The following is a 13,486-nucleotide window of genomic DNA, read 5'->3' on the forward strand; positions in this document are numbered from 1 at the left end:
GTCATGCAAAAACGCGCAGGTGTTCGGGTGCGAACTCAAGCTGGATCGGTGCGCCCGGCGCGAAGCCTTCGAGCGCGCGCGTGCCCAGCGGCACCTTCACGAAACATTCGGGCTGATCGGGCAGGGCGCAGCGCATGCGCACGTGGTCGCCAAAGTAGACGAGGCCGCGTGTCTGGCCCTGCAACGCATTGCCGGCAGCGGAGGCACCCTCGGCCAGCCGCATGCGCTCGGGGCGGATGCAGCCGGTGGCGGTGGCCCCCACGTTGGCGCCGGCGATGTTGCGGCCGATGATGCGGGCGCCGTCGTTGAGCTGCAGTTCGCAGTAGTCGCCGTCGACGCGGGTGACGGTGCCGCGCAGCGTGTTGCTGTCGCCGATGAAGTTGGCGACGAACTCGTTGCAGGGGCGTTCGTAGAGGCTGTCCACGGTGTCGAGCTGCTGCACGATGCCCTTGTCGAACACGGCCACGCGGTCGGACATGGTGAGCGCCTCGCCCTGGTCGTGCGTCACGTAGACGAAGGTCACGCCCAGCTTTTCGTGCAGCGACTTCAGCTCGTACTGCATGTGCTCACGCAGTTGCTTGTCGAGCGCGCCCAGGGGTTCGTCCATCAGCACGAGCTTGGGCTCGAACACCAGCGCGCGGGCCAGCGCAATACGCTGCTGCTGGCCGCCCGAGAGCTGCGCGGGGTAGCGCTTGGCAAAGCCTTCCATGCGGACCATCTGCAGGGCCTTGTGCACGCGGTCTGCACGCTCGCTGGCGGGAATCTTGCGCACCGTCAGCGGGTATTCCACGTTCTGCGCCACCGTCAGGTGCGGAAACAGCGCGTAGTTCTGGAACACCATGCCGATGTTGCGCTTGTGCGGCGGCACGTTGTTGAGCAGCGCGCCTTCCAGGCGGATCTCACCGCCGGTCGGGAATTCGAACCCGGCCAGCATCATCAGGCACGTGGTCTTGCCCGAGCCGGAGGGGCCCAGCAGGGTCAGGAATTCGCCCTGGTAGATGTCCAGGTCCAGATGCTTGACCACGAGGGTCTCGCCGTCATACGTCTTGCGTACACCGCGAAAGCTGACGATCACGTCGTCGGTCTTCATTGCTGCCTCCTGCCGTTCTCCGATCCTTTCGGGTCGGTCAACATGCCGTGTTGTGACGAATTGTTGATGGACTATAGCGGCTCATTGTTCTGCAAAGTGGACCCAATCCTGGTTATTTGATGGAGCCATTTTTAGCGACACCTCAGGCGCGGCCTACGGGCGTGCGGCCCGTGGCACCACAATAGGGAAAACCCCGGATGCCTTGCCCGAGCAAGCTCGGCGGCCGATCGTGTGGTGGTTGCGATGTGTTTGAGTTTAGGTCGTGCGCCAGCCCACGTGCGGCGGGCATAACAGAGCGCGGATGGAACCAATTTTGGCGGAACAGCGGGCCGGGTCAGGGCGCGTGGAAATGGTGCGCCGCGTCGTCACGCAAATGGTGCACGGCGTTGGGCAGGTTTATGGAGCGCTAGGAAGACGATGTTGTCGTGCAGCAACCCGCGTTCAGGCGGGCGTGTCCTCCGCCAACGCCAGGGCCAGGTAGACGCTCACGGTCAGGCCCCCACCGGGCGTTTCAGACAGCGCGACCGTGCCGCCGTGCAGGCGAGCGATCTCGCGGACGATCGCCAGCCCCAGCCCGCTGCCGTCGTGGCCTTCCGATGCCGCACCGCGATAGAAACGGCCGAATACGGCATCGCGCTCGGGCACGGCAATGCCGGGGCCATCGTCTTCCACTTGCAGCACGGCCTGCTCGCCGAGCATCGCCATCGCCTGCCGCTTGACCCGCAGCGTGACGCGCGCGCCGTTGCCCGCATAGAGGATGGCGTTGTCGAGCAGGTTGCTGATCAGTTCCTGCAGCCATTGGGATTCGCCCGCGATCGTCACGGGTTCGCCTTCAAAGCCGAGGTCGACGCCGGATTTGCGGGCCACGGGCGCCAGTTCCAGCGCGACATCGCCGGCCAGGGTGTCCAGGCGCAGCGGCTGGAGCTGCGGTGCGTAGCCGCTGTCGGTCTCCAGGCGCGAGAGCGACAGCAGTTGCTGCACGCCCCGCGCGGCCTGGCGCACGGTGCCGTGCAGCGGCTCAAGGTGGCGGCGGATGCGTTCTCCATCGGGCTCGCGCAGCGCGAGTTCGGACTGCGCCTGGATCACGGCCAGCGGCGTCTTCAATTGATGTGCGGCGTCGGCAAAGAAGCGCTTGCGGGCTTGCACCATGCGCAGCAGGCGCGCCACATACTGATTGATGGCCTCGACCAGCGGAGCCACTTCCGCCGGTAAGCCTTGCTGCGGTAGCGGGGCAAGCTCATCGGTACCGCGTCCGGTAACGGTCTCGCTCAGTTGGCGCAGTGGTCGCAGGCCCCGCCTGATACCCAGCCAGACAATGCCGACCGCCAGCACCACGAGCAGGCCCTCTTGCTGGAGGGAGCCCGCCAGGATCTCGTGCGCCAGCGCCTCGCGCGGCTCCAAGGTCTCACCCACCAACAGCCACACGAGCTGGATCTGGGCAGACTGGGCGTCCCGCACGGGCACGGCTTGCGCAGCCAGGCGCACGGGCATGCCCTGGAATTGGCTGTCGTAAAAGACGGAGCGATAGGGCGCCGGCCGCCGCCCGGTCGGCATGGGCAGGTCGTCATAACCGGTCAGCGTCTTGCCGTTGGCATCAGTCAGGCGATAGAAGACGCTGCTGCCGGTTTCCGATTGCAGAACGTCCAGCGCGAGGTAGGGCAGGTCGATGGCGAACTGCTTGTCGCGAAGGCGCACGCCCTCACGCATGGCCTTGAGCGACGCTTCGAGCGTACGGTCGAACGCGGCGTTTGCAGCCGTCATGGCCCGCGCGTACGTAAGCCACGCGTCGAGCGCGAGCAGCCCCATGAGTGGCAGCAGCAGCCAGAACGAAAGCTGTCGGCGCAGGGTGGGCGGGCTCATCGGCCTGCGGTCGCAGTCGTGCTGGGCGTGGCTTCCAGCAGATAGCCGAGACCGCGCAGCATGACGATGGCCACGCCGCTGCCGTCGAGTTTTTTGCGCAGGCGGTGCACGTAGATCTCGATGGCATCGGCGTTGACCGATTCGTTGATGCTGAAGATCTTTTCCGAGATGGCGGCTTTGTTGACAGCGCGGCCATCGCGCAGCATCAGCACCTCCAGCACGGCGCGCTCGCGGCCGGTGAGGGCGAGCAGTTCGCCATGAAGCGTGAAGGCCCCGCTGATGCCGTCGTAGTGCAGCGGGCCGCATTGCAGCTGCGTGCTCTCGTGCCCGTGGCTGCGGCGGATGAGCGCCCGGGCGCGGGCCTCCACTTCGGTCAGGTCGAACGGTTTCGCAAGGTAATCGTCAGCCCCGAGGTTCAGGCCGCGCACGCGTTCTTCCACGGCGCCATGTGCGGTCAGGATCATCACGGGCAGCGGGTTCTTGCGGGCGCGCAAGCGGCGCAGCACCTCCAGCCCGTCCATGCGCGGCAGGCCAATGTCGAGAATAGCGAGCGCGTAGTCCTGCGTGGTGAGCAGCAAGTCGGCCGCGTGGCCGTCATGCACGCAATCGACCGTGAAGCCGGCCTGGCCGAGGGCTTCTTCCAGCGTGCTGGCCAGCTTCAGGTTGTCTTCCACCAACAGGATGCGCATATCGGACGTCTCTCAATCAGCCGCAGAGGAATACAGACATCGCCGCATGTTTTGAAGCTAGGGAAACCCCCGAGAACGCCGCGACACACACCGGCAATTTCCCGCCAATCGAAAGTGAACTGAAAGTGCGCCCCTCATACGATCCGTCCCGCCCAAAGCCCCTGTGACCGGGGCTCTTGCGCAAGGACAACGAATAAGGGAGACCTGATGAACAAGACTTCGATGGCGCTGGCAGTGGTTGCGCTCGCCACCGCGACGACGGCCGGCACGGCCGCCGCACAATCCTCCAACGTGACCCTGTACGGGATCATGGATTCGGGTATCGAGTACGTGAACCACGCTGGCCCGAACGGCGGCAGCGCCACGCGCCTCGTCTCGGGGGGCAAGAACACGTCGCGCTGGGGCATGCGCGGCACGGAAGACCTGGGCGGCGGCCTGAAGGCCGTGTTCAACCTGGAAAGCGGCATCGCCATCGACACCGGCAAGCTCGACACCGACAACACGCTGTTCGACCGCCGCGCGGTGGTTGGTCTGGCGGGCGGCTTCGGGCAAGTGGTGGCAGGTCGCACCTTCACGACCACGTACGACTTCATGCTGCCGTACGACCCGATGGGCTACGCGCCGAACTACTCGTGGGCAACGTCGTCCACGGCCACGGGCGATCGCAAGGACGGCCTGTTCTCGCGCGCCTCCAACGCTGTGCGCTATGACGGCAAGTTTGGCGGTCTGAAGCTGGGTGCCACCGTGGGCTTTGGCGAGGCGGCCGGCAACTTCAAGAGCAGCTCCAAGTACGACCTGGGCGTCGGCTACAGCGTGGGCGGCTTCTCGGCCGCAGTCACGTGGGATCGCCAGAATGGCGCGGGCACCAGCACCACGCCGGCAGACACGACCGATTACATCCAGGGCATCCATGCGGGTGCCAGCTACGACTTTGGTGCACTGAAGCTGTTTGCGGGCTACCGCAACTACAAGCGCGCCTTTACCACGGCCGCCGCCAGCCTGCGCAGCGACATGTACTGGGCTGGCGCCAGCTATGACGTGACGCCGGCCTTCACGCTGTACGGCGCGGTGTACAAGCAGAACATCAAGGACGGCACGGATGCCGATCCGATCCTGTTCTCCGTGCGCGGCCAGTACGCACTGTCCAAGCGCACGACGGCGTATCTGTCTGCCGGTTATGCCAAGGCCAAGAACGGCCAGAATGTGAGCCTGTCGCGCGACGTGATCGGCTACGCCAACAACCAGGTTGGCGTGACGATGGGCCTGCAGCACCGCTTCTGATCGGCCAATCGAACGATCGCTGTAAAGAACACGGGCACCTTCGGGTGCCCGTTCTGTTGGATCGGTGCGCAGCTCAACAGGCCATCAGTCGAGCACTGGGCGGGATTTCAGCATGCGCCGCACGTCTTTGAAATCGTCAAAGGCGGCAAGGTCCTGCTCGATATTGCGGACGTGTTGGCGCAGCGCTGCGATGTCGATATCGAGCTTTTGCAAGATGGCGTCCGGCGGAAGTGCCCCGAACCGCTGATACCCGTATGTGTACCGAAACGTCGTCTCGACACGATGGATTTGCCGGTCCAGCTCGCGCACCTGGTCTTTCAGGATTTGGTTGTAATGCGTCAGCCGCGCTTCGCTGATCTGGTTGATCGAGCGCTGGTCGATGTGCTCCAGCTCAAGCTGCAACTCCAGCAGTTGCAGCAGGTTGTTCTTGTCGTAAGCCTCGTTGACGCGCTGCATGAGCCGCGTCTTCCGGTCGCGCTCCTGCGGATCGCTCTCTCGGTCGGGGTGCAGGGCGCTGGCGAGCTTGCGATAGACCTCGCGGATGGAGATGCTGATCTGCGCCTGTTCATCTTCTTCCCGCGCTTCTGCCGCAAGTTGCTTCGGAGATTTCTTTCGCGCGGCCCGGCGGGCTTCACGCTTGGTTGCGGCGGCGGCCTTTTTCTCGGCGCGTTGCTCGATGTGCACGCGAGCGCGTTGCAGTAGCGCTTCCTCTGAGTGGACATCCGCGTCGTCGCCCAGGTCGACGCCGAGGGCGGCCTCCAGCCTAGCTTTCATCTCTGCGGCTTGCAGCGCGGCTTCCCGGTCGAAGTCCGTGCCGCTGTACTTGTTGTAAAGCGCCTTCAGGCGTGTGTCTTCATCGATCAGATCGCGTGTCAGATTGATGATGAGGGCGGATATCTTGCGGCGCTCGGCTTTGGTAAAGCCGTCGTGCTCATAGACCTGGTCGAGGCTGCGCACAAAGCGGATCTGCAATGCGATGCGGTTTCGCTCCAGCGGCAAGAACTCGCCGGCATATCGGCTCTGGAACTGAACGGTGGCCGTCTCCCAATCCGCCAGCCGCTTGCGCCGATTCTCGATCTGCTTGATCAGCGCGTTGAATGCTTTCTGGCCTTTTGTCAGCGCTGATGAGTCGTCCGCATGCTGATCGGGCGCGATGCTGATGGCAGGGCGATGGGCCTTGGTCATGGAGCGGAAATGTCGCGGGCTCCGCTAAGGGAGCCCGGTCTGTGTGTGATGTGCCCTGAGCGTCGTGGTGACGCCCAGGAACGGGATCAGCCCAGCAACAGCGCGTCGTCGTCCACCTTGGCGCCGCGCGTTTCCTCGAACTTCTGCAGCAGGTGCGGCACGTCCAGGTCGCGGCGTTCCTCGCCTTGCACGTCGAGGATCACGTTGCCCTGGTGCAGCATCACCGTGCGATCGCCGTAGTCGAGCGCCTGGCGCATGGAGTGCGTCACCATCATCGTCGTCAGCTTGCTCTCCGACACGATCTTGGCGGTCAGCTCCAGCACGAAGGCGGCCGTTTTCGGGTCCAGCGCGGCGGTGTGCTCGTCCAGCAGCAGGATGCGCGACGGCTGCAGCGAGGCCATCAGCAGGCTCACGGCCTGGCGCTGGCCACCCGAGAGCAGGCCGATGCGATCGGTCAGGCGGTTTTCGAGGCCCAAGTCCAGCCGACGGAGTTGCTCGCGGAAAATCTCGCGCCACTTGCGGTTGGTGGCGAACGAGAAACCACGACGCTGCCCGCGGCACATGGCCAGCGACATGTTCTCTTCGATGGTCAGGTTTTCGCAGGTGCCGGCCATCGGGTCCTGGAACACGCGGGCGACCTTGTCGGCGCGTTGCCACGCGGTCTTGCGCGTGACGTCTTCGCCGTCGATGGTGATGCTGCCCGAATCGACGATGTAGTCACCGCTGATGGAGTTCAGGAACGTCGACTTGCCGGCGCCGTTCGAGCCGATTACGGCCACGAACTGGCCTGACGGGATCTCGAGCGACAAGCCGCGCAGCGCGCGCGTCTCGATGGGCGTGCCGGGGTTGAAGGTGAGGGTGAGTCCTTGTGCGCTCAGCATGTCAGTTCCCCTTGGTACCGGTCTTGGCCAGCTTGCCGAACACCTTGCGACGCATGCCGGGCAGCACCAGGGCGATCACCACCAGCGCAGCGGTCACCATGTTCAGATCCTGCGCCTGCAGGCCGATGAAATCGCTGTTGAGCGCAAGGGCGATGAAGAAGCGATACAGGATCGCGCCGACCACCACGGCCAGCGTGGTCAGCACCAGGCGGCGGGCCGGCAGCACGGTCTCACCGATGATGACGGCGGCCAGGCCGATGACGATGGTGCCGATACCCATCGACACATCGGCGCCGCCCTGCGTTTGCGCGTAGAGCGCTCCAGCAAGCGCTACCAGTGCGTTCGACAGCGCCATGCCGGCCAGCGTGGCAGCGCCGGTGGCGATGCCCTGGGCGCGGGCCATGCGCGGGTTGGCGCCCGTGGCGCGCAGCGACAGGCCGATCTGCGTGGAGAAGAACCAGTCCACCAGCAGCTTGACCACTACCACCACGACAGCCAGCAGCACGGGGCGGAACACGTAGTCGGGCATCCATTCCGGCTGCAGCAGCGAGAAGACCGTGGGCTCGGAGATGAGCGGCACGTTTGGTTTGCCCATGATGCGCAGGTTGACCGAGTACAGCGCGATCATCATCAGGATACTGGCGAGCAGATCCATGATTTTCAGGCGCACGTTGAGCCAGCCCGTGATGAAGCCGGCAGCGGCACCGGCCAGGGCGCCACCCATCGTCGACACGAACGGATCGTGGCCGCCGGCGATGAGCGTGGCCGCCACGGCGCCGCCCATCGGGAAGCTGCCATCAACGGTGAGGTCAGGGAAATTAAGGATGCGGAAGGAAATCAGCACCCCGAGCGCCACGAGGCTGAAGATCAGACCGATCTCCAGGGCGCCGAGTAATGAAAACAGTGACATGACAGAGTGGGGCGCGGTGATTGGGCACCGGCCTGTGTGCAATGAACGGGGACGCTTGTGGGTAGCAGCGTAAGCGCCCGGCCATTATGCGGCGGATAGCCGCGTTGGGGCTCGGGCAGCCAGACCCGCGCCAGGCCGGCTCCGTCAGGCGGAAGCCGACCTGGCGCCTTGCGAGTTACTTGATGACTTCCTTGGCGTCCTTCAGCAGATCTGCCGACAGGGTCGCGCCTTGCTTCTTGGCCGCGCCTTCGTTCACGAACAGTTCCAGGTCGGTGCTGCCGGCCGACGCAATCGCGCCCGGCTTCTCACCCTTCAGGATGCGGGCGACGACCTTGCCGGTCTGCTGGCCCAGCTTGTAGTAGTTGATGCCCAGCGCAGCGATGGCACCACGCTTCACGCTGTCAGTGTCGCCGGCAACCAGCGGAATCTTCGCTTCGTTGGCCACTTTCACCAGCGATTCGTACGCCGACACCACGTTGTTGTCGGTGTTCGTGTAGATCACGTCGACCTTGCCGATCAGGTTCTTGGCCGCCGGCGCGATGTCCACGGTACGCGGTGCGGCCGACTCGACCAGCGTCATGCCTTGCGCCGACAGCAGCTTCTTCAGTTCAGTGACGACCACGACCGAGTTCGCTTCACCCGGGTTGTAGACCATGCCCACGCGCTTGGCATTCGGCACCACGCGCTTGATCAGGGCAATCTGCTTGTCCAGCGGCAGCTTGTCGGACACGCCGGTCACGTTGGTGCCGGTCGGCGCCCAGCTCTTGACCAGTTGTGCCGCAACCGGATCGGTCACGCCGGAATACACAACGGGGATCGACTTGGTAGCGGCCACAACAGCCTGCGCCGACGGCGTGGCGATGGCGATGATGGCGTCCGGCTTGTCGCCGATGAACTTGCGGGCGATCTGTGCGGCGGTGGCAGTGCTGCCTTGTGCGCTCTGGTATTCCCACTTCAGGTTCTTGCCTGCGTCAAAACCTTCGGCCTTGAGTTGTTCCTTGGCGCCGTCGCGGATGGCGTCGAGCGCCGGGTGCTCAACGATGGCCAGCACTTCGACCGACTTGGTGGCCTGGGCCAGTGCCGGTGCGGCTTGCAGCAGTGCCATCGGAATGGCGGCAAGCGCGGCAATGCGCAAGGCGTGCTTGAACGTGGACATAAGGATCTCCTGTTGCCTTTTGGGTGGTTTCGCTCTGGCGGCGAGCGGGATATGCCCGTGCCGGCGTGGTTGGTTTTTGAGACTCTCGATTCTTGAGCGCACCGAAGCAGTGCAATGCCGGCGCACGTGGGCGCACATTATGGGACAAATCGCAATGCTTTTCAGCAAACACTTCAAAAGAACTCGGGGGCAGGAAAGGGGATTCCGGTTGCGTGCGATGCAACGCAGCCATTAAATCAAAAAGGGGCACGAGGCCCCTTTTTTTACTGCCCCAACGGGCCGCTGCTTACTGGATCTTCGCTTTTTCGCGCAGGTCTTTCAGCATCGCCTGGAACTTGCTGCGTTGCCAATTCTGATCGCCCATCATCATTTCAAGCAGTTGCGGCTTCACGTCTTCGTACGACGGGATCTTCGCGTCGCGCGTGTCGTCCAGACGGATCACGTGCCAGCCGAATTGCGTCTTGACCGGCGTCTGGGTGATCTGGCCCTTCTTCAGGCTGGTGAGCGCGGCCGAGAATTCCGGCACGTAGGTGCCCGGGTTCGCCCAGTCCAGATCGCCGCCGTTGGCGCCCGATCCCTTGTCCTTCGACTGCGCCTTGGCGATGTCTTCAAACTTGGCGCCAGCCTTCAGCTTGGCAATGATGGCCTTTGCGTCGGCTTCCTTGTCCACCAGGATGTGGTGGGCATGGTATTCCTTGCCGTTGCCGAACTGCGCCTTGATCTTGTCGTACTGCTTGTGCAGCTCTTCTTCGGTGGCGGGGCTGTTCTTGACGTAGTCTTCGAACTCGGCGGCCACGAGCACGTTCAGGCGGGCCGATGCCAGCTGTTCCTGAATGTCGTCGCGCTCCAGCAGGCCGCGCTTGGCGGCGTCCTGCTCGATCAGTTCACGGTCGACCAGCATGTCGCGGGCCTTGGCACGCAGCTCGGGCGATTCGGGCTGGCCCGACTTCTTGATCAGCGCGTCCACCTTGGCGCTCGGGATGGCTTTGCCGTTGACCACCGCGGCGTTTTGCGCCATAGCGGGAGCAACGGTCGCAGCAAAGGCAACAGCCAGCAGGCTGGCAGTGAGGCTGGAAATCTTCATGGGATTGCGTTCGAGGGAAGGACGAGTGAGCGTGGAATGCGCTTACGTGTTTTCTTCGGGAGTGACCGCGCGGATCGCCAGCGCATGGATTGCCGCCGGCCACAGCGTGTGCAGCGCATCATACACCATGCGATGACGCGCCAAACGGTTCTTGCCGGCAAAGGCCGCGCTGACGATTTCGACGTTGTAATGTCCGCCGCCGGAGGCCGCGCCGGCGTGTCCGGCGTGCTTGGCACTGTCGTCTTCCACGACGAGGTGGGCGGGCTGAAACGCCTCGCGCAGAAGGCGTTCGATTTCTCGCGGATCGGCAGCCATCAGCGGTCGTCTCCGATGTTGGCGTCGTTGGCCGCATTGGCGGGGCGCTCCTGCATGTGGCGCGCCAGCCAGACACTCTGCACGAGGATGAACACCACCATCAGGCCCATCGAGCCGAACAGCTTGAAGTTGACCCACACGTCGGTGTCGAAGTTGTAGGCCACATAGAGGTTCAGGCAGCCCATGACCAGGAAGAATGCCGCCCACACCAGGTTCAGACGGGCCCAGAGCGGATCGGGCAGTGAAACCTGCTGCTCCATCATGGCGCGGATGAGGTTCTTGCGAACGAACACCACGCTGCCCAGCAGCACCACGCCAAACAGCCAGTACAGCACTGTCGGTTTCCACTTGATGAAGGTCTCGTTGTGGAAGATGAGCGTGGCGCCGCCAAACACGCCGATGATGAGCAGCGACAGCCACTGCATGGCGTCGACCTTGCGGTGCTTGAACCACACCCAGGCGATCTGCAGCACGGTGGCGACCATCGCGACGGTGGTCGCCACATAAATACCGGCCACCTTGAAGGCAGCAAAGAACAGGATGACCGGGAACAGATCGAACAGGAATTTCATGCGGGAACGCGCTTAGGCGGGCAGGTGCGGAAGATCAATCGCCGAATTTTAGCGCAGCCGAGTTAATGCAATACCGCAGGCCGGTGGGCGCAGGGCCATCTTCGAACACGTGGCCAAGGTGCGCGCCACAGTTCTTGCACTGCACTTCGATGCGCAGCATGCCGTGCGAGCGGTCGGTTTTCTCGGCGATCACCTCGCCGTTGATGGGCTGGAAATAGCTCGGCCAGCCGCAGCCCGCATCAAACTTGGTCGACGATTCAAACAGCGGCGTGCCGCAGCAGACGCAGTTGTAGACGCCCCGGTCCCAGTGGTCCCAGTACTTGCCTGTGAAGGGGCGTTCGGTGGCGGCTTCGCGGGTGACGCGGTATTCGATGTCGGAGAGTTGGTCGCGCCATTCGGCGTCGGACTTCGTGACGGTCATGGTGATGAGACTCCTTGTTGGATTCGGCAACCGCGGGATGGAAGCGATCGGGCGGCTGACGTTGTTTTGTCGTGCTGCTGCGGTAATCCTGACAGGCGCGGATTAGAGCACGGTGTCAGTTCCGGCGCATCACGCCTGCCTGCATGTCGGCATGCCGGATTACGACGAGCAGCTCACTTCCAGCGATGACGCCCAATCGGGCGCAGGCTGCGCGTAGTGCTCGAAGCCGGGGTGGTCGTCAAACGGGCGGGCCAGCACGGCGCGCAGGTTCTCGACTTCGGAGAAATCCTTTTCCTTGGCGCGGCGGATGGCGATTTCAGCCAGGTGGTTGCGCAGCACGTATTTCGGGTTGACGCGGTGCATGGCTGCCGCGCGCTGGTCGTCGGATTGCGGTTCGGCCTGCAAGCGCTGGCGATAGGCAGCAAGCCACACGTCTGCGGCCGTGCGGTCGAAGAAGAAATCACGCACGGTGCGCGCTTCTGCCGCGGCGGGCGTGTCGTCACGGCGCACGTCGGCAAGGTGGCGGAAGAACAGCGTGTAATCGGTGCGTTGTGTGTGCAGCAGCTTGAAGAGGTCGCCGAACAGCGTTTCGTCTTCGTCCTGCTCAGTTGAGAGGCCCAGCTTGGCGCGATAACGTGCGTAGAAGGCGGCGCCGTAGATGTCGCGGTAGGTCAGCAGCACGTTTTGCGCGGCGTCGATCGCGGGTTGCGCCTGGGCTTCGTCGCTCAAGTTGACGAAAACGTCGGGATCTTCGCCGAACAGCGGCAGCAACGCCTGCGCGAGGCAGAACAGGTTCCAGTAGCCGATCTGTGGCTGCTGAGCGTACGCGTAACGGCCGCCGGTGTCGGAGTGGTTGCAGATGTGGTTGGCGTTGAAACCATCCAGGAAGCCGAACGGGCCGTAGTCGAGCGTGAGACCGAGGATCGACATGTTGTCGGTGTTCATCACGCCGTGGCAGAAGCCAACGGCTTGCCAGTCCGCCATCAGTTCGGCGGTGCGGCGGGCGAGTTCACGCAGCAGGGCGAGATACGGTTGCGGCTCGCTGCGGCAGGCGGGGTAGAAGCGGTCGATGACGTAATCGGCAAGTGCGCGAAGCTGGGGCAGTTGTTCGCTGGCCGAAAAGTGCTCGAAGTGGCCAAAGCGTACGAACGACGGCGCGAGGCGCGTGACAACGGCGGCGGTTTCGATCTCTTCGCGGCGAATGGGGGCGTCGGCGCCGGTCACGCACAGGGCGCGTGTGGTTGGAATGCCGAGGCCTGCCATGGCTTCCGAGCACAAAAACTCGCGGATGGACGAGCGCAGCACGGCGCGCCCGTCGCCCATACGCGAATATGGCGTACGGCCGGCACCTTTGAGCTGGACTTCGCAGGGGCCTTCGGCGGTCTGCAGCTCGGCCAGCAACAGCGCGCGGCCATCGCCCAGTTGGCCAGCCCACACGCCGAACTGGTGGCCTGAATAGACGGTGGCAAGCGGATCGCTCCAGGGGGCGACGGCGTTACCGGTAAAGACAGCCAGCCCTGCGGGGGTGTCAAGTTCCGCCCGCGAGATGCCAAGCGACGCTGCAGCGTCTGGTGAAAAACCCACGAGATACGGCGTGCCGATCGGCCCTGAAGGCATGGGCATGGGCGGCAGGCGCGTCAGAAAGCGTTCGCCAAGCGCAGAAAAACCAGCGGCCGCGGCGGGGCGGCCGGGCCAGTCGAAAGGGCTCGCAAGGGAATCGTCAGGCAAGGCAGCAGGGGAAGAAGTCATAGGGTGGGGCGGCAGGGCAGGCGGCCGATAGCACAGGAAACGGCGCAAAAACAGTGCCGAACCTTCAAACGTTGTGCGCTTTGCAGCGCAGCAAAATACGCTTTACGTAGGGGAAAACGCCATGTTGAGACGCAGCAACGCTATCGCGTATTGTACTTGCGAGTAAAGAAAGCTGCAGCCTGCGAACCCTTGCACCACAACGATTCGCACGGTTTTTCAGATGGCCGGGTAAACATGGGGGCCGATGTGGCAGCGCACAACAATATCCCGTTGACGTGCTTGGCGATCACGGG

The 13,486-nt window shown here is 63.9% G+C and carries 13 protein-coding genes; 1 reads left to right on the top strand and 12 read right to left on the bottom strand.

What is annotated here, in order from left to right; genetic code table 11:
* Position 1: 1 nt before the first annotated feature.
* The 3 genes from ACU8YE_RS06615 to ACU8YE_RS06625 all read right to left on the bottom strand — a co-directional run bounded on the left by ACU8YE_RS06615 (position 2) and on the right by ACU8YE_RS06625 (position 3,639).
* The gene (locus ACU8YE_RS06615; RefSeq protein ID WP_446928363.1) at positions 2-1,090 is read right to left on the bottom strand and encodes an ABC transporter ATP-binding protein; all 1,089 of its coding nucleotides are present in this window, start codon (positions 1,088-1,090) and stop codon (positions 2-4) included.
* Between the two features lie 441 nt (positions 1,091-1,531).
* Positions 1,532-2,950 (bottom strand): sensor histidine kinase, encoded by a 1,419-nt coding sequence (locus tag ACU8YE_RS06620; protein ID WP_232042867.1) that lies wholly within the window; start codon positions 2,948-2,950, stop codon positions 1,532-1,534.
* A complete protein-coding gene (locus tag ACU8YE_RS06625) occupies positions 2,947-3,639 on the bottom strand; it encodes a response regulator (RefSeq protein ID WP_260802432.1) in 693 nt (230 codons plus the stop codon). The genes ACU8YE_RS06620 and ACU8YE_RS06625 overlap by 4 nt, the downstream gene beginning before the upstream one ends.
* Before the next feature lie 207 nt (positions 3,640-3,846).
* Here ACU8YE_RS06625 and ACU8YE_RS06630 point away from each other — a divergent pair, with 207 nt between their 5' ends.
* Positions 3,847-4,920 (top strand): porin, encoded by a 1,074-nt coding sequence (locus tag ACU8YE_RS06630; protein WP_232042865.1) that lies wholly within the window; start codon positions 3,847-3,849, stop codon positions 4,918-4,920.
* 84 nt (positions 4,921-5,004) lie between these two features.
* Here ACU8YE_RS06630 and ACU8YE_RS06635 read toward each other — a convergent pair whose 3' ends face one another.
* The 9 genes from ACU8YE_RS06635 to ACU8YE_RS06675 form a co-directional block, all read right to left on the bottom strand.
* Entirely contained in the window at positions 5,005-6,105 is a 1,101-nt protein-coding gene (locus tag ACU8YE_RS06635; RefSeq protein WP_446928364.1) for a J domain-containing protein, read from the bottom strand.
* A gap of 86 nt (positions 6,106-6,191) precedes the next feature.
* Positions 6,192-6,986: an ABC transporter ATP-binding protein gene (locus tag ACU8YE_RS06640; RefSeq protein WP_446928365.1), complete on the bottom strand. Its 795-nt coding sequence runs from the start codon at positions 6,984-6,986 to the stop codon at positions 6,192-6,194.
* Position 6,987: 1 nt separating this feature from the next.
* The gene (locus ACU8YE_RS06645; protein WP_446928366.1) at positions 6,988-7,896 is read right to left on the bottom strand and encodes an ABC transporter permease; all 909 of its coding nucleotides are present in this window, start codon (positions 7,894-7,896) and stop codon (positions 6,988-6,990) included.
* Between the two features lie 175 nt (positions 7,897-8,071).
* Positions 8,072-9,052, bottom strand: a complete 981-nt coding sequence (locus ACU8YE_RS06650) for an ABC transporter substrate-binding protein (protein WP_260802437.1) — start codon at positions 9,050-9,052, stop codon at positions 8,072-8,074.
* Between the two features lie 286 nt (positions 9,053-9,338).
* Positions 9,339-10,136, bottom strand: a complete 798-nt coding sequence (locus ACU8YE_RS06655) for a peptidylprolyl isomerase (RefSeq protein ID WP_232042860.1) — start codon at positions 10,134-10,136, stop codon at positions 9,339-9,341.
* A gap of 42 nt (positions 10,137-10,178) precedes the next feature.
* Complete coding sequence (locus tag ACU8YE_RS06660) at positions 10,179-10,451, bottom strand: BolA family protein (protein ID WP_065855099.1); 273 nt, start codon at positions 10,449-10,451, stop codon at positions 10,179-10,181.
* Positions 10,451-11,023, bottom strand: a complete 573-nt coding sequence (locus tag ACU8YE_RS06665; RefSeq protein WP_440075946.1) for a septation protein A — start codon at positions 11,021-11,023, stop codon at positions 10,451-10,453. Before ACU8YE_RS06665 ends, ACU8YE_RS06660 begins: the two co-directional genes overlap by 1 nt.
* Positions 11,024-11,057: 34 nt before the next feature.
* A complete protein-coding gene (gene msrB / locus ACU8YE_RS06670; protein ID WP_112184800.1) occupies positions 11,058-11,444 on the bottom strand; it encodes a peptide-methionine (R)-S-oxide reductase MsrB in 387 nt (128 codons plus the stop codon).
* A gap of 159 nt (positions 11,445-11,603) precedes the next feature.
* Entirely contained in the window at positions 11,604-13,193 is a 1,590-nt protein-coding gene (locus tag ACU8YE_RS06675) for a protein adenylyltransferase SelO (protein ID WP_446928367.1), read from the bottom strand.
* Between the last annotated feature and the right edge of the window lie 293 nt (positions 13,194-13,486).

This window comes from Ralstonia sp. VS2407 (assembly GCF_052950655.1).